Here is a 19960-nt window from a genome sequence, read left to right as displayed (position 1 = left end):
GGGCTGTGCTGGCCGGCATAGGCCTCACCCTGACGGTCTTGCCCGGCCTTGCCTTGGCCATCACCGTTTTGAGCTTTGCGCTGTTGGGCGATGCCCTCCGGGACGCCTTAGACCCGCGGGGCTCCGTTCGTTCTCCTACCTAATATTGGCAGGCACAACCTTTCACCATGTAATCTTCCCTGGCAGAAGAAGACGGTTGCCGGGGCTATCGGGAATCGTCTAGAATTATCCCGTGGCCCTTCTCTTTGGCACCGCGGGCACCCCCCATTCGTCCCACTCCCCCACGACCCAGGCGGGGATTGAGAGGATAAGGGAGCTGGGCCTGGACTGCATGGAGATCCAGTTTGTCCAGGGGGTGAAGATGGGGGAGAGGACCGCCCTCCAGGCGGCGGAGGTGGCCCGGAGTCTGGGGGTGCGTCTCTCCTGCCATGCCCCCTATTTCATCAACCTCAACGCCCACGAGCCGGAGAAGCTTTCCGCCAGCGAGGCCCGCATCCTGCAGTCGGCCCGCATCGGGGCGCTCTGCGGGGCGGAGAGCGTGGTGGCCCACACCGCCTTCTATCTGGGCGACCCCCCCCAGACGGTCTACCAGCGGGTGAAGGGGAGCCTGGAGAAAATCGTGGCCACCCTGCGCCGGGAGGGAAACCCAATCCTCATCCGCCCCGAGGTGATGGGCAGGGACACCCAGTTCGGCAACCTGGAGGAGGTCCTCTCCCTCTCGGCGGAAATCGAGGGGGTCCTGCCCACCCTGGACTTCTCCCACTGGCATGCCCGCCACGGGAAGAACAACACCTATGATGAGTTCCTCCTCATCCTCAAGCAGGTGGAGTCCAGGCTGGGGAGGCGGGGCCTGGAGAAGCTGCATATCCATCTCTCCGGCATTGAATACAGCCAGGCCGGGGAGAGGAAGCACCTGAACCTGAAGGAGGCTGACCTGCGCTATGAAGAGCTCCTGCGGGCCCTGAAGGACTCCAAAGCCAGCGGGACCATCATCTGCGAGAGCCCCAACCTGGAGGAGGACGCCCTCCTCCTCCAGCAGACCTACCGCTCCTTGCCCTGAGCAGCCGGCTGGAAATACCTCCGCTGGAAGGCGAGGGCAACGCTTACAAGGCTGACAAGCACCGGCACCTCCACCAGGGGCCCGATTACGGCAGCAAAGGCCTGACCGGAGCCGATGCCGAACACTGCTACCGCCACGGCAATGGCCAGCTCAAAGTTGTTGCTGGCAGCGGTGAAGGCGATGCTTGCTGTCCGGGGATAGCCAGCCCCGATCCTCTTGCCCATATAGAAAGAGACAAGAAACATGACGACGAAGTAGATGAGGAGTGGGAGAGCAATACGGACCACATCCAGGGGCAGACCCACGATGAATTCCCCCTTCAGCGAGAACATGACCACGATGGTGAAAAGGAGGGCAAGAAGAGTAACAGGGCTTATCTTGGGAATGAACTTCCTCTCATACCACTGCCGCCCCTTCCTTTTGATAAGGGCAAAGCGTGTAATCATGCCCCCGAAGAAAGGGATTCCCAGATAGATGAACACACTCGAAGCTATCTGCCCGATAGTAACGTCCACCGCTGTGCCCTCCAGACCGAACCATTCCGGCAGCACTGTTATGAAGACATAGGCGTACACAGAGTAGAAGACTATCTGAAAGATAGAGTTGAAGGCCACCAGCCCGGCGGCATAGTCTGTATCTCCCTTGGCGAGCTCGTTCCACACTATGACCATGGCAATGCAGCGGGCCAAGCCGATCATGATGAGTCCCTGCATGTAGTCGGGATAAGCCCGTAGGAAGATGATAGCCAGAAAGAACATGAGCACCGGGCCGATGAGCCAGTTCTGAATCAGCGACAGCCCCAGCACACGCCAGTTGCGGAATACTTTACCCAATTCCTCATACCTGACCTTGGCCAGGGGGGGATACATCATCAGGATGAGCCCTATGGCTATTGGGATAGAAGTCGTATCCACCTGGAAATAGCTGATGAAGTCGGCGACCCTGGGGACAAAGTATCCCAGTCCTACCCCCAAGACCATCGCCAGGAATATCCAGAGGGTGAGAAATCGGTCTAATAGGGGCAGTCTGCCAACAATGCCTTTAGAACTAGCCTCATTCATTGCTCTTCTTGTTGGCTCTTACAATTATGCTGAATAGTCTCCCTAATTTCTTCATGCCGGTTTCTACGTAGAACTCGCGCTGAGAGATAATTGTCGGCTCACTGAAACCTGCCTTCACTATTGTGCTCAGGTATTCGTTCCTTTCCAGAGCTCCGGAAACGCATTGCGACCAGGAAACAAGGTCATCCTGCATCTTTCGAGGGAGTGGCCGCTCAGAGACAATATCTGAGACAACCAGCTTGCCGCCTGGCTTGAGCACCCTGTATGCCTCGCGAAAGACCTTGGACTTATCTGCGGATAGGTTTATGACACAGTTGCTGATGATGGTATCCACCGAACTATCAGAGATGGGAAGTTTCTCAATCTCGCCCAGCCGGAACTCGACATTCTGGTAGCCCTTTTCTCTGGCTAAACGGTTAGCTTTATCAACCATCTGCTCCGTCATATCAATACCGATGGCCTTTCCCTGAGGTCCCACTTTGATGGCGGCCAGGAAGACGTCAATACCACCACCCGACCCCAAATCGAGTACGGTTTCTCCAGGCTTCAACTCAGCGCAGGCGGCAGGATTCCCGCACCCCAGCCCCATGATTGCTTCTTGCGGAATGTGTTCCAAATCTTCTTTGCTGTAACCCGCAGCCACGGCTTCAGCCAATGGGGACACTTCGCCACAGCAGCCAGTGGCGCAACATGATGTCCGCCCGCTCTGCTCTGCTATTCGCGAGTAGTGATGTTTTACAGCTTTCTTGATTTTGTCGCCCTTCATAGCACGCTCCCCCTTTCTATGAATTGATTGCCTTTCAGCTACTGTTTGTTACGCTGAATAAACCCCTCGACAGGACTAGCGCCGTCAAGATGTGACTTCAGCCTGCCTCGTTGACTGCGGACGACGCGGTCGTAGATAGCCTTCTTGAGGAACCCGAGGGGCTCTCTCGTCCGCGTCGGTCACAATCCTTGTTAATTCAAGTAGGTCGCTCTCGTTCAGGGAAACAGCCTTCTTCCCTATTTCGAGCATTATGTGCCTCCTTTTTCGTAGCCGTCTCATCAACAAGCATGGCACCACCATCCCTGCGATAGCCCCTTCCCTATATGCTCACTAACGCATGCGCCTGCACAAAAAAAGAGAGGCCTTACCTCGCCGTCTGCCGGACACAACCAGGCCCAACGCGCTCAGCCCTCTTGAGGCGCTCCCTGTCCAGGGTCATCACTTCGTTGCCCTCTAGCGCCTTCCTCATAGCCCCGACCAGGTCGCAGCGATGTGCTTTCATTCCCTCCGGGTCTATCGAGTACAGCGACCACAGGCCATCCTTCCTGAGCTTCAAGAAACCAGCGTCATACAAGGCACTGAGGTTCCTGGAAGCCCTCGTCTGCGAGATGTCCAAAGCCTGCATTACCTCACAGACACAGCATTCCCTCTCCAAGAGCAGGTTCAGTATCCTGAGCCTGGTCTCGTCCGAGAGGGCCTTGAAAGTCTTCACCAATTCACGCATATCTGCTTGCTCCGTATAAGCGCATCCACGCTTATAGCGTACCATGACCTGCCCCCAAAATCCAGCCCAGTTATGATGTTAGACTGGGAGGTTAAGAAGGGGGGGCCATTCCATTGGTCTGGGGAGCATTCGGACCCGTGGAGGAAGGTGGAGCCGCTCACGATTTGGGGGGGGCCTCGTTCACCCCCTCCAGCCCCCGGAAGGCCCTTCCCAGGACAGGTATACGCTCCAGGAAGCCCGCCGTTGGGCCTGCCATCGCCATCAGCAGCGGGCTCACAAAGATAGAGACTAGAGCACAGGCGATGACCAGCGAGAAGAGGTTATGCTGGATAACACCTTGGGTGAGGGCGAGCTGAGCCAATACAAAAGAGAACTCGCCGACCTGGGCCAGGGCAAAGCCGGCCAGTAGAGCGCTCCTGGCGGGATAGCGGAAGAGCAAGGCGACGGCAGTTATTATCAGCAGCTTCCCCAGAATGACAAGGATGACGGTCAGTGCCACAAGCCCCAGGTTCGCCCCCACGAAACGCAAGTCAAAAAGCATACCCACCGAGACGAAAAAGAACGGGGCAAAGATATCTCGCAGCGGGACCGCTTCCGCTAGTATCCGCCCACTATAGCGGGAGTCGGCGATCACCAGGCCGGCGATGAAGGCTCCTAGAATAAAGGACACCCCCAGCTGCTCCAAAAGCATCGCCACTCCCACGGCGATAAGCACCACGCTCAACAGGAATAGCTCCCGCGCCTGAGCAGCCACCCGGTCCAGTAGCCACGGCAGAAGGTAGAGCCCGACCAGATAGGCCACGGCTATGATGGCTACCGCCCTTCCCAGCACCAACGCAATGGAGGGGACCGCAACCTGCAGCTCCTGCCCTAGAAATGGCAGCAGAGCGATCATGGGCACCGAGAGAAGGTCCTGCCCCAGGGCAATAGAGAGGGCCATCTTGCCGTAGAGAGAGTCCAGCATGCCCCGGTCCTCTAGTAACTTAGCCAGCACTACCGTGCTGGACATGGAGATGAAGATGCCGAACAGGGCAGCCTGCCAGATAGGGAGGTGGAACGGCCAAGCTATGAGGATGGTAAGCCCGGCTGTCAGGACCACCTGTATTGTGGCCCCGAACACGGTCAACCCGAGGTAACGGCGCAGCTTGGAAAGGTGGAACTGAGCGCCCAGGGCGAACATAAGAAAGGCGACGCCCAAAGTGGCCACCAGATTGACCCTCTCCAGACTGGTAACAGGGCCTGGGGTGTACGGGCCGACAGCGATGCCGGCGAGAAGGAAGCCGACCATTGCTGGCAGCCTTACGCTGCGGGCAACGATGCCGCCCAACAGCGCAGCGGCTACCACTATGACGAAATCCAACGCAAAGGACTCGGGCAAGGCCTCGCCACCTCCAGAGAAGATGAGCCGGATGGGCGCCCCTATTATAATCTAAGGAAAGGAGGGTATGCTACCGAGCTTCCCGCTCTGAGGACTGGGGTTTCCCTTCCAGCCCCCGGAGGACCCGGCCCATGTGCTGCCAGTGGGTCCCCCGCCAGTAGAGGCGCTTGCAGGCCGGGCACTGGCGGAACTCCTCCTGGCTCTCGTAGACGAAAGGGGGGACCAAGCCCTTTACCTCCTCCTTCGCCCTGGGCTCCAGGGGCACGTTGCACTCAAGACAGAGAGAGAAGGGGTCGTAGTCGTATTTCAGGCGGAAGGCCTCCACCACCTGGCGGAGCTGGAGGAACGGGTCTTCCCCCTCAATCTTTAAGGCCTTCAGCCTCCCCAGCCTCACCAGGCGGCGCTGAAAGACCTGGCCGTCCTTGGTCAGCACCACCCTTCCTTCCGCCAGGGCCCGCTTTACCAGGGCCCCATCATCGTGCCCCTGGAAGAGGAAGGCATCATAGCCCATCATGCGAAGCAAGCGGGCCAGCTTCCCTACGTTCATATCCACCAGGAACTTCATGGGGACAGCCTGAAAGGGGCTAGACCTGGAGCCTGGTCCCGTCCTGGGCCAGGGAGATGGAGGCCCCCAGCTCCTTGGCCAGCTCCGCCACCTCCCGCCGTATCTCCTCCTCCAGGGAAGGGGTGTAATGGAGGAGGGCCACCGGGGGCAGATAGCCGTGGAGCTTGCGGAACTCCACCAGCTCTTCCTTCAGGACCCCGGGGGTGAGGTGACTCGACCGGCGCATCACCTCCTCAAGACGGCTGGGGCCGGTCATCTCTAGGACCATAAGGTCGGGGGTGATGTGGGTCCAGCATTGAGCCAGCCCCGGCCCGCTGTCTCCGCTGTAGAAGAAGCTTCTCCCTTGGGGGGAGGTAATGGCAAAGCCCACCGCCGGGCCGGGGTGGGGAACGGGGAGGGGCAGGACTTTATAGTCCTCCACCTCTATTGTTTTGTAGGGCTCCAGGGTATAGGGGCGATAGACCGGGGACTCGGGGGGCCAGTGGAGAAAGTCGGGATATATCCGCCCATCCAGGAGGGAGGTGAGCACCTGGAGAGTGGGAGCGGTGGCATAAAGGGATATGTAGCCCTGGTAGGCCCGGAAAAGCCCCAGGGTGAAGATATCCCGGATGTGGTCAAAATGATGGTGGCTGAGGAGGACGGCCCTTATCTTAAGCTGTTCCTCAAAGGTGAGGCCGGAGGAAAGGCTTCCCGCATCCACCCCCAGCCACCCGTCCACCCTCAGGGCCACCAGCCGCCTCCCGGCGTCCGTCAGGTTGTGGGCCCCCAGGACCTCTACTTCCATCCCGCCTCCCGGGCCGGGGCAGGGCGGGCCGCCCTCACCAGGTAGATAAGGGGCAGGCTCACCCCCGTCACCGCCATCTTCACGATATACTGCCCCCGAATAAGGGGCAGGACGGGGAAGACCCCCCAGAAGGCAGCGGTGATGAAAACGATGCTGTCCACCAGGGTGGAAACGGCGTTGGAGGCCAGGACCCGGGCCCAGCGGTACCTCCCCACCCTCTCCCGCCACCAGGCAAAGACCTCTATGTCAATGAGGCTGGAGATGATATAGGCGGTCAGGCTGGCCGCCACAATCCGGGGGGTGGACCCCAGGACCGCCCGGAAGGCCTCCTGCCCTTGGTAAAAGGGGGCGGGGGGTAGGTTTACGGAAAACTGGATATAGCCCGCCAAGAGGATATTGGCGGCAAAAGCGGTATAGACCACCTTCCTGGCCCCGTCTTTGCCCAGCCGGTCGTTGATGAGGTCCACCAGGGTGAAGGTCAGGGCATAGATAAAGACGGCGGCAGGCACCACAATACCACCCACCGCTACAGGCTTTGAGGCGGTGACATTGGCTATCAGCTCGCAGGCAATGTATATGCCGCTGAGGAGGATGGCCGCCGTCATACGCGAACCCCCTGAAAAACTCCGTTTTTCAGGGGACCCCGGGTCTGCTTTCTTGTCTTAGGGGGCCCCATGAAAAAGGGCGAAGCGAATCTTTCACGGGGATTAGGCTATATCCAGCGGCGGCGCCGGAAGAAGAAGATGAGGCCCACGGCAGCGGCAGTCATGAGCAAGATAAGGACCAGCCCTACCCAAGGGTGCCCCGAGGAGCCGGAACCGGGGAGGGGTATATTCATACCGTATATGGAGGAGATAACGCTGAAGGGAAGGGTGATGGCAATGATCATGGTCAAGATAGCCATGATCCTCTGCAGGCGGTCCTGGCCGAGGACAAAGTCCGTGTCCTTGTATATCTCTACTGTTTCCTTGGCCTCCTCCAGTGTGCCCCAGATACGGCTGAGGTGGTCGTTGATGTCGCCGAAATATACCTTCAGGTCCACCTTGGTAAAGCGCTGGGCCTTCTGCTCCAGCTCGGCCAACACCGCCTTCATGGGCCAGAAGATGCGCCGCTGGGCAGCGATGTCCCGCCTCAGAACGGCCACCTCCTGGGCCGCATCCACCGTTGTGTCAAAGACCTCGTCCTCCACCCGCTCCAGGTTGGCCAGGATCTTGTCCATCATGGGGAGACTGAAGTCCACCAATGCATCCACCAGCCGGTAGAGAAGGAATCCCGGGTCCTTCCCCAGGTATTCCTGACGGGATTCTTCCTTCTCCTGGCACTCCTTAAAGAGGTTGACCAGGGGCTTCAGGTCCCCGGAATGTACTGTCACCAGGAAGTCTCTCCCTACAAAGACGGAAACCTGGCTGGCGGTGGTGAACCGGGCCCGCTTGTTAAACAGTGGGAAATGGAGGATGACGAAGAGGTAGTCGGGGTATTCGTCCAGCTTGGAAAGCTGGATGCGGGAGATGCAGTCATCCAGGTCCATGGGGTGGAAGGGATAGTACTGGGCCAGGTAGTCCAGCTCCTTGTGGGTGGGCTTTTCCACATTGAGCCAGGTGCACCCCTCCCCACTCACCATCTCCAGGCGAGCTTCACGCTTGACCTCCGGAGCTTCTACCTTCGCCGCCTTGGCCACGGCTTGTATTCTATCACAAACAGGAGCACAGACAAAGCCTCCAACCCGCTGAGGCGCTGTTCAGGGGGAGTTTGCCAGGGAAATAGAGGGGGATTTCAGGAGACGGAGCTTATGCGGGGTCAAATATGGTAGTAGGTGGCTTGAACATGGTCTTCGGATATGGCTTCGTTGCCTGCAGCGTCTTTCGACCTGACCCTGAAGTGATAGTTGGTAAGGTCCAAGAGCTTCTCCAGGGTTACACCATGGTTGATAACCAGGTCTGGGTAGAGTGGAGTCATAGAACCGTATTCGAGAGTCAGGCCATACTCCACCTGGGTGGTGGCTGGCTCATTGGTTTTCCAGCCAATGTCTATGTGGGTCATAGAAATATCCAGGATTTTGATATCGCTGATGATGGGCGGTGTTGTGTCCGCAGCTGTAGAGGGAGTAGCCGTGGGGCTAGGCCCTGGCGTGGGTGTAGGAGAGGAGGTGGGCGTAGGGGTGCGTGTAGATGTCGAAGTTGCCATGGGTGTAGGGGAGGAGGTGGGTGTAGGAGTGCGTGTAGGGGTCGAAGTGGCCATAGGTGTCGGGGTGGGAGAGCCACACCCCCCCAGGAGCAGGGCAATCGCGATTATAGCTGTGGCCAAAACCTTCACGCAGGGATTATAGCACATCTTTCAGGAAATTTGTGCGCCCCCCCATCACCCGATGTTCACAGGGAGAGCTGCCAGGCCGCCAGGCTCGCATCTCTGGCGGAAGCCCCCTGGCGGCCTTCTGCTCTTGACAAGGGAGGGATGGGACCCTAGAATTAGAATAAACGGGTTGTCCCCCTTTAGAATCATCAAGGAATTCTCTTAGTTTGGCGAAGGAAACGGGAAGCAGTATTGACTATGGAGGCGGCCCTCAGCTATTTATGACTAGATATATCTTTGTGACCGGAGGGGTGGTGAGCTCGGTGGGCAAGGGGGTCACCGTCGCCTCAATAGGCCGCATCCTCAAAAGCCGGGGGGTTTCCGTGACAGTCCAGAAACTGGACCCCTATCTCAATGTGGACCCGGGGACCATGTCCCCCTACCAGCATGGAGAGGTCTTTGTCACCCAGGATGGGGCGGAGACAGACCTGGACCTGGGCCACTACGAGCGCTTCATTGATGTGGACCTCACCAACGCCTCCAATGTGACCACAGGACAGATATACAGCGCCGTCCTGGGCCGGGAGAGGCGGGGGGACTTCCTGGGGGGAACCATCCAGGTGGTCCCCCATGTGACCAATGAGATAAAGGGGCGGATAAAGGGAATAGGGGAAAAAACGGAGGCACAGGTGGTCATCGTGGAGGTGGGGGGGACGGTGGGGGATATTGAGGGACTGCCCTTCCTGGAAGCTATCCGGCAGATGCGGAAAGAGGTGGGCCGCGACAACGTCCTCTATATCCATATCACCCTCCTGCCTTACATTTCCGCCACCGGGGAACTCAAGACCAAGCCCACCCAGCACAGCGTCAACGAGCTGCGCCGCATCGGCATCCAGCCGGATGTCATCCTCTGCCGCAGTGACCACCCCGTGCCACCGGGGGTGAGGGACAAGGTCTCCCTCTTCTGCGATGTGGAACCCGGGGCGGTCATCCCCCTGCCCACGGTTTCTACCATCTATGAGGTCCCCCTTCTCCTGGAAGATGCGGGGCTGGGGGAGCTGATAGCGGAAAGGCTGGCTCTTACCCCCACCACCCGGGACCTTTCCGAGTGGCGGAAACTGGTAGAGAAGAGCAAGGCACCCAAGGGGACCGTCACCATTGCCCTGGTGGGCAAGTATGTGGAGCTGAAGGACGCCTATCTCTCGGTGCGGGAGGCCCTGGCCCATGCCGGGCTCTACCACAACCGCGATGTCTCCATCCTCTGGGTCCACTCCGAAGACCTGGAGAAGGACGGGGCAGGATTGCTGAGGCAGGTACAGGGGGTTGTGGTGCCGGGGGGTTTTGGCTACCGGGGGATTGAGGGGATGGTCCGAGCCGCCCAGTATGCCCGGGAGAACTCTGTGCCCTATCTGGGCCTCTGCCTGGGGATGCAGGTGCTGGTGATTGAATTTGCCCGCCACGTCCTGGGATATCCCACGGCCAATTCCACCGAGTTTGACGCTGTCACCGCCTGCCCCATTATTGACCTGATGCCGGAACAGCGGGGGGTGGAGCAGAAAGGGGGCACCATGCGCCTGGGTTCCTATCCCTGCAAGCTGGTGCCGGGGACCATTGCCTATCGGGCCTACGGGGAGCCCCTGGTCTACGAGCGCCATCGCCATCGCTTTGAGTTCAACAGCTGCTACCGCGAGGAGATGGAGAGGGCAGGGCTGGTGGCCGGCGGCCTCTCCCCCGATAGCCGGCTGGTAGAGATAGCAGAGGTGGTCCACCATCCTTTCATGCTGGGCACCCAGTTTCACCCCGAGTTCCGTTCTCGCCCCAACCGCCCCCACCCCCTCTTTCGGGAGTTTATCGGGGTGGCCAAGGAGGTGCTGGTGGAAGGGGCCCAACTTCCCCTAGAAAAGGAGAGCAGAAGATGATGAACTTGGTCGGACTGGAAACCAAAACCCGGGAAGAGCTACTGGAAATCGCCAAGGAGCTGGGGATTACCGGCTATGGCGCCCTCAGGAAGCAGGACCTGATCCTCCGCCTCCTTCAGGCCCAGACGGAGCAGCAGGGCCTTATCTTCTCCAGCGGCATTCTGGAGATAATGGACGAGGGCTATGGGTTCCTGAGGGGGCAGAACTACATCCCCTCCATCACCGATGTCTATGTCTCCCCTTCCCAGATAAGGCGTTTTGGGCTGAGGACGGGGCACCAGGTCACAGGCCAGGTAAGGCCTCCCAAGGAGGGGGAGAAATACCACAGCCTGCTACGGGTGGAAGCGGTCAACGGCATTGACCCGGAGCAGGCCAAGAGCCGGCCCCACTTTGGCGGCCTTACCGCCATCTTCCCCAACAAGCTCCTCAACCTGGAGACCAGCCCCCAGAACCTGACCACCCGCCTCATGAACCTTATCGCCCCCATCGGGAGGGGGCAGCGGGGCCTCATCGTCTCCCCCCCAAAGGCGGGCAAGACCGTGCTCCTCAAACAGATTGCCAATGCTGTCACCACCAACTACAACGATATCCACCTTATGGTCCTTCTCATCGGGGAGCGGCCGGAGGAGGTCACCGACATGAGGCGCTCGGTGAAGGGGGAGGTTGTGGCGGCTACCTTTGATGAGCCGGTGGAGACCCACACCCGGGTGGCAGAGCTGGCCCTGGAGCGCACCAAGCGCCTGGTGGAGCTGGGCAAGGACGTGGTCATGCTCCTGGATGGCATTACCCGCCTCACCCGCTCCTATAACCTGGCCATGCCCCCTAGTGGCCGAACGCTTTCCGGGGGCATTGACTCAGTCGCCCTCTATCCCCCCAAACGCTTCTTCGGTGCCGCCCGGAATACCGAGGAGGGGGGGAGCCTCACCATCATCGCCACTACCCTGGTGGACACCGGGAGCCGGATGGATGACCTTATCTACGAGGAGTTCAAGGGGACGGGGAACATGGAGCTCCACCTGGACAGGAGACTGGCGGAAAAGCGCATCTTTCCCGCCCTAGACATCCTGCGCAGCGGCACCCGCCGGGAGGAACTCCTCCTGGACGAGCAGACCGTAAAGCAGGTCTGGCTCCTCCGGCGGATGGTGGCCCTCGTGGCCTCTGACTCCAACAACCCCTCCGAGGCCACCGAGAGGCTCCTGGAGAGGCTGGCCCGCACCGGTTCCAACGCCGAGTTCCTGGCCACCATCAAGGACGTCTAGCCTCCAGCCCGTCCATCGCCACACCCCGTCCCACCGGCCCGAAAGCCGGCAATGTATATCGGGCCAAAGATAGAAGCTGTCAACGGAAGGGCTATGATGGGGGAGTCAGCCATTGAGCAGGAGATACCCGTCCGGCTCTAGGGAGGCCCTGCTGGAGATATACCGCCGGCTGTACGGCCACTACGGGCCCCAGCAGTGGTGGCCGGCGGAGACCCCCTGGGAGGTGATGGCGGGGGCTATCCTCACCCAGGCGGCCGCCTGGGTCAATGTGGAAAAGGCCCTGGTCAACCTGAAAGGGGCAGGGGCCCTCGCCCCCCGGGCCTTGAGGGAGCTTACCCATCAGGAACTGGCCGCCCTCATCCGGCCCTCGGGCTACTACCAGGCCAAAGCAAGCAAGCTCAAGGCCCTGGCTGAATTCGTGGGGCGCTACGGCGATGACTTGGCAGGGCTCTTTTCAGAAGCCACCCCCGGCCTCAGGGAGAAGCTCCTGGAGGTCCACGGCATCGGGGAGGAGACAGCAGACTCCATCCTGCTCTATGCCGGCCGCAGGCCCGTCTTTGTAGTGGATGCCTATACCCGGCGCATCTTCTCCCGGCTGGGCCTGGGGCCAGGGGGGGATAGCTACCGGCGCTGGCAGGGGTTCTTCATGGAAGACCTGCCCCCCAAGGAAGGGCTGTTCAATGAATACCATGCCCTCCTGGTGCGCCACGGCAAGGAGCTCTGTCGAAAGAAGCCCCGCTGTCCCCCCTGCCCGGTGAAGGACATCTGCACTTCTTTCCTCTCTCAGAATGGGGTATAATAATTCATCTATCTAAGGAGGCAACATGAAGAAGACCTTTACCTTCAACGAGGAGGACTTGCAGGAGCTGGCCCGCATCGCCCTGGACAAGGATGCCGAAGGGGCCCTGAAACTCATTGAGGAGATAAAGGCCAAGATGAAGGCTTCCGATACCAGGAGCTGTGGTATCTCCGCCCCATCGGGAGGAGGACCATGGCCCCAAAAGTGACCATCTATACCACCCCCACCTGCCCCTGGTGCCACCGGGCCAAAAAATTCCTCCAGGAAAACCAGTTGGCCTATGAGGAAAAGGATGTGGCCTCGGACCACGATGCCCGCCACGAAATGATCCGCAAGTCCCAGCAGATGGGCGTACCGGTGATTGATATTGATGGGGAAGTTGTCATCGGGTTCAATGAGCCCGTCCTGAGGGATAGGCTCCTGGCCCAGAAATAGCTATCTCCTCTTTGAGAAGAAGCGATGTATGAGCTCCTCATCATCGGCGGGGGACCAGCGGGGATGACCGCCGCCGTGTATGCCGCCAGGAAGAAGCTCTCCACCGTCCTGGTGGCCTCCGAGCTGGGGGGACAGGTAAACGAGAACCTGCGGGTGGAGAACTACATGGGCTACCAGTTCGTTGAAGGCCCAGAACTGATGGAAAAGTTTGAAACTCAGCTTAAACAATATCCCATTGAGGTTAAGCTGGGGATAAAGGTAAATGACATCCGCCAGATAGAAGGGGGCCTGGAGGCAGTAACGGACGGCGGCCTCACCTACAGGGCCAAGGCGGTCCTGTTCGCCACGGGGAAAAGGTCCCGGGAACTGGGTGTCCAAGGCGAGGAGAGGCTGCGGGGGCGGGGGGTGACCTACTGCTCTGTCTGCGATGGGCCTGTATTCTCCGGGGAGAAGGTGGCCATCATCGGCGGGGGGAACTCCGCCCTGGCGGCGGTCCAGGATATGCTCCGGCTTTCCCCACAGATCTATCTGGTCTCCCTAACCCCCTTAACCGCCGACCCCATCCTCATAGAAAACGCCTCAGCGGCCCCAAACCTCACCATCCTCACCGAGCACCGCACAGAGGAAGTCCTGGGGAAGGAGCAGGTAGAGGCCATCCTTGTCCGGGACCTCAAGAGCGGGGAGGAAAAGCGCCTGGAGGTGAAGGGGGTCCTGGTGGAAGTAGGCCTCCTGCCCAACTCCGCCCCGGTGGCCGGGCTGTTGAAGCTCAACGCCCAGGGGGAGGTCCCAGTGAACAAGAGCTGTGAAACAGGCATCCCGGGCCTCTTTGCCGCCGGGGATGTAACGGATGTGCCAGAGAAGCAGATTGTTGTGGCCTGCGGGGAGGGGGCCAAGGCGGCCCTCCAGGCCCACCGCTACCTCCAGAGGTTAAGGGTGTAGGATGTCCATTCTCTTCACCGGCCGGGAGATGCTGGAGACCGCCATAGAGATAGAAAGGAACGGTTTTAGCTTCTATTCGGAGCTGGCCCGGGCGGGGAAAGCCAGGTCCACCTTTGAACATCTGGCGGGCCAGGAGAAGCGGCATGAGAGCCTTTTCCAGGGGATGCTGGACTCCCTGGGCCAGGCCCCCGCCCCTGAAAGCTACAACGGGGAACTGGCCCTCTATATCAAGACTCTGGCTTCAGGAAGGGTCTTCAAAAGCCCCCAGGAGGCCCGGGAGATGGCGCAGAAGCTCTCCCCGGGCGAGGCCGTCCGCACGGCCATCGGGATAGAGAAGGACTCCATCCTTTTCTACGGGGAGATGAGGGGCCTGGTGAGGAGTGAGGACCGGTCCGTGGTGGACAGGATAATGGACGAGGAGAGAGGACATGTGCTCCAGCTCAGCGAGTTCCTCTCCCAGATGGGGGGGACAAACTGAAAGAGGTGCGCATCCATGCCCGTGCAGGACAGGGGGCCATCACCACCGCCATGCTCCTGGCCTCGGCGGCCTTTGAGGAGGGGATGGAGTCCCTGGCCTTCCCCACCTTCGGGGCAGAGAGGATGGGGGCCCCCATGAATGCCTTTGTCCGCCTGGCCCGGGAGCCTATCAGGGACAGGAGCCAGGTAAAAGAGCCCGACTATGTCATCGTCCTGGACCCCACACTCATCCGGGGCTTTGATGTCTTCGCCGGGCTCAAAGAGGAGGGGGTGGGCATTATCAACTCGCCCGTCAGCCTCGAGGAGCTGGGGGTGAAGACCAAGGCCAGGGTCATCACGGTGCCGGCGGGCAAGATAGCCGAGGAGGTCCTGGGACGGGCGGACAGGGCCAATACGGCCCTCCTGGGGGCCTTTGCCGCGGCCACGGGTGAGGTCTCCCTGCAGGCCCTCATCCGGGTGGTGGAGGCACACTGGCCCGGGGCGGTGGGACAGAAAAATGCCCGGGCTATGGGAATGGCCTACAACGTTGCCAAGGGGATGGTAAAATGAAGCTGACCAAGGGCCTCGTGGGCCTGCCAGGGACCAGCCGCCAGAACAAGACAGGGAGCTGGCGCATCAACCAGAGGCCCCATTTTCTCCACATCCGCTGCACCGCCTGCGACCTCTGCGCCCTGGCCTGTCCCGAGGGATGTATCTACGGGAACGGCCGCAACACCTATTATTCCGACTACGAATACTGCAAGGGCTGCGGCAACTGTGCCGACGTCTGCCCGGTGGACGATATTGAGATGGAGCCGGAAAAAGGGGGCCTCCCCCAGGGGGTCTTCGTCTTCTACGATGAAGATGAGTTCCGGCACATGTCCACGGCATAGGAGGGGAAATGACCCGAAGGATGCTAGAGGGTTCCCAGGGGGTGGCCCAGGCAGTGGCCCTCTGCCGGCCGGCAGTTATCTGCGCCTACCCCATCACCCCCCAGACCCATATCGTTGCGGAGCTGGCCGATATGGTGGCCAGCGGAGAGCTGAAATCGGTGTATGTTAACGCCGATAGCGAACACTCAGCGGCTTCCGTCTGCCTGGGGGCCTCGGCCACGGGGGTGCGGACCTTCACCTCCACCTCCTCCCAGGGGCTTCTCCTCATGGGGGAGGTGCTTTTCAACATAGCCGGGATGAGGCTGCCGGTGGTCCTTTCCTGTGTCAACCGGGCCGTGTCGGCCCCCCTGAATATCTGGAACGACCAGCAGGACTCCCTCTCCCTCAGGGATTCGGGGACCATCCAGCTCTATGCGGAAAACAATCAAGAAGCGGCTGACCTGATATACCTGGCCTACCGGGTGGCGGAGGACCATCGGGTGCTCCTCCCCGCCATGGTCTGCCTGGACGGCTATATCCTCTCCCATGCCTGGGAAGCGGTTGAAATCCCCACCCCTGAAGAGGTGGACGCCTTCCTCCCCCCCTATAGTCCCCTCTACAAGCTGGACCCGGAAGAGCCCCGTACCTTCGGGATGTACGCTAACCCTGAGGTGTACACGGAGGCCCGCTATATGCTCCAGAGAGCCATGGAGGAGGCTGTTACCGCCATCCAGGAGGCCTCCCATAGCTTTGAGCTTATCTTCAGGCGGCCCATGGCCGGCATACTGGAAGAATACCGTACGGAAGATGCCACCACCGTCCTTCTGGGCATGGGCTCCCTGGTCTCGGTGGCCAAGGAGGTCGCGGACGAACTGCGGGGGCAGGGGAAGAAGGTGGGGGTGGTGAAGCTGGTCTCCTACCGCCCCTTCCCTAAAGAGATGGTCTATGAGGCCCTCAAGGGGGCCTCCGATGTCCTGGTCCTGGAGAAGGGCATCTCCCTGGGGAGCGCCGGGCCCCTTCTTCTTGATGTCCGCAGCGTTCTCCACCACAGGCCCCACCAGCCCAGGGTCAGCGGTTTTGTCTGTGGCCTGGGGGGAAGGGATGTAACCCGGCAGACGATTAAGGCGGCCCTGACCGAGAAGGAACTGGTGGATGCCCGCTTCCTGAACCTGAAGGCTGACCTGGAGCTGGAGGGGATAGGGCAGGCCAGCAGGGATAAACAGCCCGCCCTTGCCCGAGGGGCACGTCGAAAGAGGGCCCCGAGAAAGGAAGGGATAAACAGTGCCTAAAGAGACGGAGACCGCCCACCTTTTTGCCTCGGGCCACACCGCCTGTTCAGGGTGTGGGCAGTCCCTGGGGGCGCGGCTGGTGTTGCGGGCGGCGGGGAGGAATATCATCGCCACCGACGCCACGGGCTGCCTGGAGGTCTTCAGCTCCCTCTACCCCTTCTCCGCCTGGGAAGTTCCCTGGGTCCATTCCCTCTTTGAGAACTCGGCGGCAGTGGCCTCAGGCGTTGAGGCGGCCCTTAAGTATCTAGGGAAGCTGGACCAGGTGAAGGTCATAGCCCAGGGTGGGGATGGGAGCACCGCCGACATCGGCTTCGGGGCCCTCTCCGGCCTCTGGGAGCGGGGCCAGGATGTGCTCTACGTCTGCTACGACAATGAGGCCTATATGAACACCGGGGTCCAGAGGAGTGGCCTCACCCCCTATGATGCCAGCACCAGCACCACGCCAGCGGGAAAGCTTAGCTTCGGCAAGGCCCAGCAAAAGAAGGACCTGCCCATGATAGCGGTGGCCCACGGGGTGCGCTACGTGGCCACCGCCTCGGTGGCCTACCCCTTTGACCTGGACCGCAAGGTGAAGAAGGCCCTGGGGATAAGAGGCCCCAAATACATCCAGGTCTGTGTCCCCTGCCCCCTGGGCTGGCGGCATGATTCCGCCCTCACTATCCAGCTGGCCAAGCTGGTGGTGGAGACGGGGCTCTATCCCCTATTCGAGTATGAGGACGGGAAGCTGGTGGGGGTGAGGAAGATAGGGAAGAAAAAGCCGGTAGAGGAATACCTCCGGCCCCAGGGGCGCTTCCGCCACCTCTTTGAAACGGAGTCGGGGAAGGCAGAGATAGCCCGCATCCAGGCCAAGGCCGATGCCAATATTGAACGCTTTGGCCTGATGGAGAAGCCTAAAGACCCGGAGAAGCCCCAGGATATCATAGAGAAGCCCGCAGAGAAGGCCGCCCCCACCGTGCGGGGCTTTACGCCCAAGGAGCTTTCCACCTTTGATGGCCGGCAGGGCCGCCCTGCCTATATCGCCTACAAAGGGAAGGTCTATGACATCTCCGCCTCCCCCCTCTGGCGGGGGGGGGCCCACCAGGACCAGCATCTCGCTGGCCGGGACCTGACCGCCGAGCTGGCTGAGGCCCCCCACGGGGAGGAGAACCTGGCCGGGCTCCCCGTGATGGGCGAGTTCCTCCCCTGATTCTACCCCACAGACTGCAAGAACCGGAGCCCCTTTCGGCCGCGGTGGCCGAGCTTATCCTGCCAGCTACTCTTCCTCTTCTTCCCCAGGGGTGGGAGGCTCTGACCGGGGCAGGACCACATTCTCTTTCCCCTTTTGCTTTGCCCCCAGGAGGGCCTGGTGCCACTCCTCCAGCTTCTCCCCCACCTCGGCCCGGACCACCAGCCCCCTCACCCCCACCCGCCTCAACTGGACCACATCAGCCCCGCTGAGCTCGGGGGAGACGGCAACCAGGAGGGGCCTGCGCACCAGTCCGGCCACCCTCTGGCAGACTAACAGGTGCTGGACCCGCAGTGGCGCGGCCTCCATCTCCATGAAGGCCCCTTCCACCTCCAGCCCTTCAACCGCCCGGAGGAAGCTATCGGGGAGGGAGGGGTCTATCTGTACAAAGCAGCCCATCTCCCCCTCCAGGGCCGAGGCGGGGGCCTTCTCGGGGTCCAGGATGACGAAGTCACAGCCCTTTTCCTTCAGCCGGGCCAGGGCCTCGGGGGTGGGGGTCTCCGCCCTGGTCCCCCACACCACCCCGCTGGGGGGCTTGGCCCCCGTTTCCACCAGGAAAGCATCTACCAGACCCTCCAGGGAATGGGGTCCCGGCGGGGAGATGCGGGCGATAAGGAGCATGCCCCGCTCCTGAGGGGCGGTGGCGGCCCGGAAGCCCATCCCCACCCCGCCCCGTCCCAGGCGCTTCAGTTTTTCCTCTATGCGGCTCATTTTCTCCTGCAGCCAGGGAGAGGAGTCGAACCTCCGACCGGCGGTTTACGAATTCCTAGCCCCCTGTCCTGCCCCGTCCCGACTTGTGTCCGCCAGATAGCCCCTGGTCGCAAGGCCAAACGCCAGTCATATCCGACGGTATCGCCTGGTGGCGGGGGGTGCTCACCAGTTCGTTGCCAAGATGTTACCAGAACTAGGAGGGGGGGGCAAGTATCGGCAGAATTGGGTCAGGTCCTGGTGCCGGGGGTAGCGGGGGGAAACTCCCCGTATTTCAGCCTCTCCAGGACGACAGGGCTCCTGAAGAAGGTCATCTTGCCGCAGCCTGAGTAATGGGCGTAGTAACCCTTGCCCGTCTCCTAGACTGGGGTCCCGGCCCCTGCGGGGCCGGGCAGGCTCAGACCTGGGGCCAACCCCTCACTCAAGATGGCCTTGACCCAATTATGATTGTGTGTAGTGTACACACTGACATAGCTCGGGGTAACCATTGGGGGCCAAGACCAGGTATTTCCCTACCGCCTGCCCGAAATCGCCAGCGGCAGAGAGACCTTCCTTGTTACTCTTCAAGACCGTGGCGCGAAGGGCCTGGTAGCATAACGTATACGTTAAACACAATCTGTATTGTGTCAAGGGACCCGCTCCATTTCGACGTGGACAGGGTTCGTATGTCGCTGCGCCCTCCGGATAAGTCTGGCCGAACCTTGCGGTGCTGGCAGAACAATCTGGACTATTGCTGTACCGGTGGAGACCAAGGTAGAAGCTCTATTTCTATAGGGACTATCTGAGAACTATACGCTCCAAGGGGCCCATATTCTGCACCATATTCAAACTTTCCTCTTACTCTCCCGTAGCGTTCCAAGGGCCCCATCATTTGTTGTTGATAGAGCTTGTCATAGGCTTCCCTAGTACTACTACGTTAAGTATGTTTGACAAAGGCCTTATGTTCAGCGCATACTCGGGAACGACTGAAAGGAATTCTGGACGACATGTTGGTGACCTTGGGCCGTTCTGAACGGCGCCAATGGGGTAAGGATGAGCTGGGTTTGGACAACTACGAAGGACGTACCTGGCAAGGATGGCATCACCATGTCACTCTGACCATGCTCGCCTTCGGTTTCCTGACTCTGGAGTCTCTCTACCTCAAAAAAAACTTCTGGGCAGCGCTGGTCCCTTTCAATGGTACGTCGTGAACTCCAGCGCATGCTGGCCCGCTGGACAGGAATCTGTCCCTCCTGTGGCAAGGTCATCCGGTGGCGTATGGATTCCTCTTACCTTAACGTAGTAGTACTAGGACCTCCGAGCCAGGTGGCGGTCTGGAAAAAGGAAAGGTCTGTATAAAAGGGAATTCCAAAAGTCAGGAGCCCGGCAACAGCATGAAGGGAAACGGAAAGGAGAAGGAAATACCAGAAATAGCAGTGAACATTATAGTACT

The 19960-nt window shown here is 60.3% G+C and carries 23 protein-coding genes and 1 pseudogene; 14 read left to right on the top strand and 10 right to left on the bottom strand.

Translation table 11 applies throughout. The annotated features are described in order from the left end of the window. Positions 1–35: 35 nt before the first annotated feature. Together KJ624_04420 and KJ624_04415 are read left to right on the top strand one after the other, a co-directional pair. Positions 36–143: pseudogene (locus tag KJ624_04420) on the top strand (ABC transporter permease). Positions 144–232: 89 nt separating this feature from the next. Further along, complete coding sequence (locus KJ624_04415; GenBank protein MBU2009070.1) at positions 233–1060, top strand: TIM barrel protein; 828 nt, start codon at positions 233–235, stop codon at positions 1058–1060. On the opposite strand, the gene arsB is transcribed toward KJ624_04415, so the two are convergent. The 9 genes from arsB to KJ624_04370 all read right to left on the bottom strand — a co-directional run bounded on the left by arsB (position 1042) and on the right by KJ624_04370 (position 8378). Further along, the gene (arsB, locus tag KJ624_04410; protein MBU2009069.1) at positions 1042–2121 is read right to left on the bottom strand and encodes an ACR3 family arsenite efflux transporter; all 1080 of its coding nucleotides are present in this window, start codon (positions 2119–2121) and stop codon (positions 1042–1044) included. The two genes, KJ624_04415 and arsB, sit on opposite strands and share 19 nt — an antisense overlap. Beyond that, the gene (arsM, locus tag KJ624_04405; protein ID MBU2009068.1) at positions 2114–2887 is read right to left on the bottom strand and encodes an arsenite methyltransferase; all 774 of its coding nucleotides are present in this window, start codon (positions 2885–2887) and stop codon (positions 2114–2116) included. Before arsM ends, arsB begins: the two co-directional genes overlap by 8 nt. Positions 2888–3251: 364 nt before the next feature. Further along, positions 3252–3611: a metalloregulator ArsR/SmtB family transcription factor gene (locus tag KJ624_04400; GenBank protein ID MBU2009067.1), complete on the bottom strand. Its 360-nt coding sequence runs from the start codon at positions 3609–3611 to the stop codon at positions 3252–3254. A 157-nt stretch (positions 3612–3768) separates the two neighbouring features. After that, entirely contained in the window at positions 3769–4989 is a 1221-nt protein-coding gene (locus KJ624_04395) for a cation:proton antiporter (GenBank protein ID MBU2009066.1), read from the bottom strand. Between the two features lie 70 nt (positions 4990–5059). Next, positions 5060–5554 carry a Mut7-C RNAse domain-containing protein gene (locus KJ624_04390; protein ID MBU2009065.1) on the bottom strand — a complete coding sequence of 165 codons (495 nt, stop codon included), beginning with the start codon at positions 5552–5554 and terminating at the stop codon, positions 5060–5062. Between the two features lie 19 nt (positions 5555–5573). Next, positions 5574–6338: a hypothetical protein gene (locus tag KJ624_04385; protein ID MBU2009064.1), complete on the bottom strand. Its 765-nt coding sequence runs from the start codon at positions 6336–6338 to the stop codon at positions 5574–5576. Beyond that, positions 6329–6943, bottom strand: coding sequence for a queuosine precursor transporter (locus KJ624_04380; protein MBU2009063.1), 615 nt, complete (start codon positions 6941–6943; stop codon positions 6329–6331). The genes KJ624_04385 and KJ624_04380 overlap by 10 nt, the downstream gene beginning before the upstream one ends. A gap of 107 nt (positions 6944–7050) precedes the next feature. After that, positions 7051–8016 carry a magnesium transporter CorA family protein gene (locus tag KJ624_04375; protein MBU2009062.1) on the bottom strand — a complete coding sequence of 322 codons (966 nt, stop codon included), beginning with the start codon at positions 8014–8016 and terminating at the stop codon, positions 7051–7053. Between the two features lie 119 nt (positions 8017–8135). Continuing rightward, the gene (locus KJ624_04370; GenBank protein ID MBU2009061.1) at positions 8136–8378 is read right to left on the bottom strand and encodes a hypothetical protein; all 243 of its coding nucleotides are present in this window, start codon (positions 8376–8378) and stop codon (positions 8136–8138) included. A 16-nt stretch (positions 8379–8394) separates the two neighbouring features. Here KJ624_04370 and KJ624_04365 point away from each other — a divergent pair, with 16 nt between their 5' ends. From KJ624_04365 to KJ624_04310, 12 genes are all read left to right on the top strand, one after another. Beyond that, positions 8395–8664 carry a hypothetical protein gene (locus KJ624_04365; protein ID MBU2009060.1) on the top strand — a complete coding sequence of 90 codons (270 nt, stop codon included), beginning with the start codon at positions 8395–8397 and terminating at the stop codon, positions 8662–8664. Between the two features lie 244 nt (positions 8665–8908). Continuing rightward, positions 8909–10546 carry a CTP synthase gene (locus KJ624_04360; protein ID MBU2009059.1) on the top strand — a complete coding sequence of 546 codons (1638 nt, stop codon included), beginning with the start codon at positions 8909–8911 and terminating at the stop codon, positions 10544–10546. Next, positions 10546–11805 (top strand): transcription termination factor Rho, encoded by a 1260-nt coding sequence (gene rho / locus KJ624_04355; GenBank protein MBU2009058.1) that lies wholly within the window; start codon positions 10546–10548, stop codon positions 11803–11805. The genes KJ624_04360 and rho overlap by 1 nt, the downstream gene beginning before the upstream one ends. A gap of 226 nt (positions 11806–12031) precedes the next feature. Then, positions 12032–12604, top strand: a complete 573-nt coding sequence (locus tag KJ624_04350; GenBank protein MBU2009057.1) for an endonuclease — start codon at positions 12032–12034, stop codon at positions 12602–12604. 25 nt (positions 12605–12629) lie between these two features. Continuing rightward, positions 12630–12812, top strand: a complete 183-nt coding sequence (locus KJ624_04345) for a hypothetical protein (GenBank protein ID MBU2009056.1) — start codon at positions 12630–12632, stop codon at positions 12810–12812. Then, the gene (locus KJ624_04340) at positions 12797–13039 is read left to right on the top strand and encodes a glutathione S-transferase N-terminal domain-containing protein (GenBank protein MBU2009055.1); all 243 of its coding nucleotides are present in this window, start codon (positions 12797–12799) and stop codon (positions 13037–13039) included. The genes KJ624_04345 and KJ624_04340 overlap by 16 nt, the downstream gene beginning before the upstream one ends. A gap of 24 nt (positions 13040–13063) precedes the next feature. After that, the gene (locus tag KJ624_04335) at positions 13064–13978 is read left to right on the top strand and encodes an FAD-dependent oxidoreductase (GenBank protein MBU2009054.1); all 915 of its coding nucleotides are present in this window, start codon (positions 13064–13066) and stop codon (positions 13976–13978) included. A gap of 1 nt (position 13979) precedes the next feature. Then, positions 13980–14456, top strand: coding sequence for a ferritin family protein (locus tag KJ624_04330; GenBank protein MBU2009053.1), 477 nt, complete (start codon positions 13980–13982; stop codon positions 14454–14456). Continuing rightward, positions 14453–15004, top strand: coding sequence for a 2-oxoacid:acceptor oxidoreductase family protein (locus KJ624_04325; GenBank protein MBU2009052.1), 552 nt, complete (start codon positions 14453–14455; stop codon positions 15002–15004). Before KJ624_04330 ends, KJ624_04325 begins: the two co-directional genes overlap by 4 nt. Next, positions 15001–15327 (top strand): 4Fe-4S binding protein, encoded by a 327-nt coding sequence (locus tag KJ624_04320; protein ID MBU2009051.1) that lies wholly within the window; start codon positions 15001–15003, stop codon positions 15325–15327. Before KJ624_04325 ends, KJ624_04320 begins: the two co-directional genes overlap by 4 nt. Before the next feature lie 8 nt (positions 15328–15335). Continuing rightward, on the top strand, positions 15336–16595 hold the full coding sequence (gene porA / locus KJ624_04315; protein ID MBU2009050.1) for a pyruvate ferredoxin oxidoreductase: 1260 nt from the start codon (positions 15336–15338) through the stop codon (positions 16593–16595). Then, positions 16588–17781: a pyruvate ferredoxin oxidoreductase gene (locus tag KJ624_04310; GenBank protein MBU2009049.1), complete on the top strand. Its 1194-nt coding sequence runs from the start codon at positions 16588–16590 to the stop codon at positions 17779–17781. The genes porA and KJ624_04310 overlap by 8 nt, the downstream gene beginning before the upstream one ends. Before the next feature lie 66 nt (positions 17782–17847). On the opposite strand, the gene KJ624_04305 is transcribed toward KJ624_04310, so the two are convergent. Further along, positions 17848–18531 (bottom strand): hypothetical protein, encoded by a 684-nt coding sequence (locus KJ624_04305; protein ID MBU2009048.1) that lies wholly within the window; start codon positions 18529–18531, stop codon positions 17848–17850. Positions 18532–19960 lie beyond the last annotated feature (1429 nt).

The organism is Chloroflexota bacterium, assembly GCA_018825785.1.
Lineage (GTDB): Bacteria > Chloroflexota > Dehalococcoidia > JACVQG01 > JAHKAY01 > JAHKAY01.
Note: the sequence above shows the minus strand (reverse complement) of the source record. Positions and strands in the feature narration are given on the sequence as shown.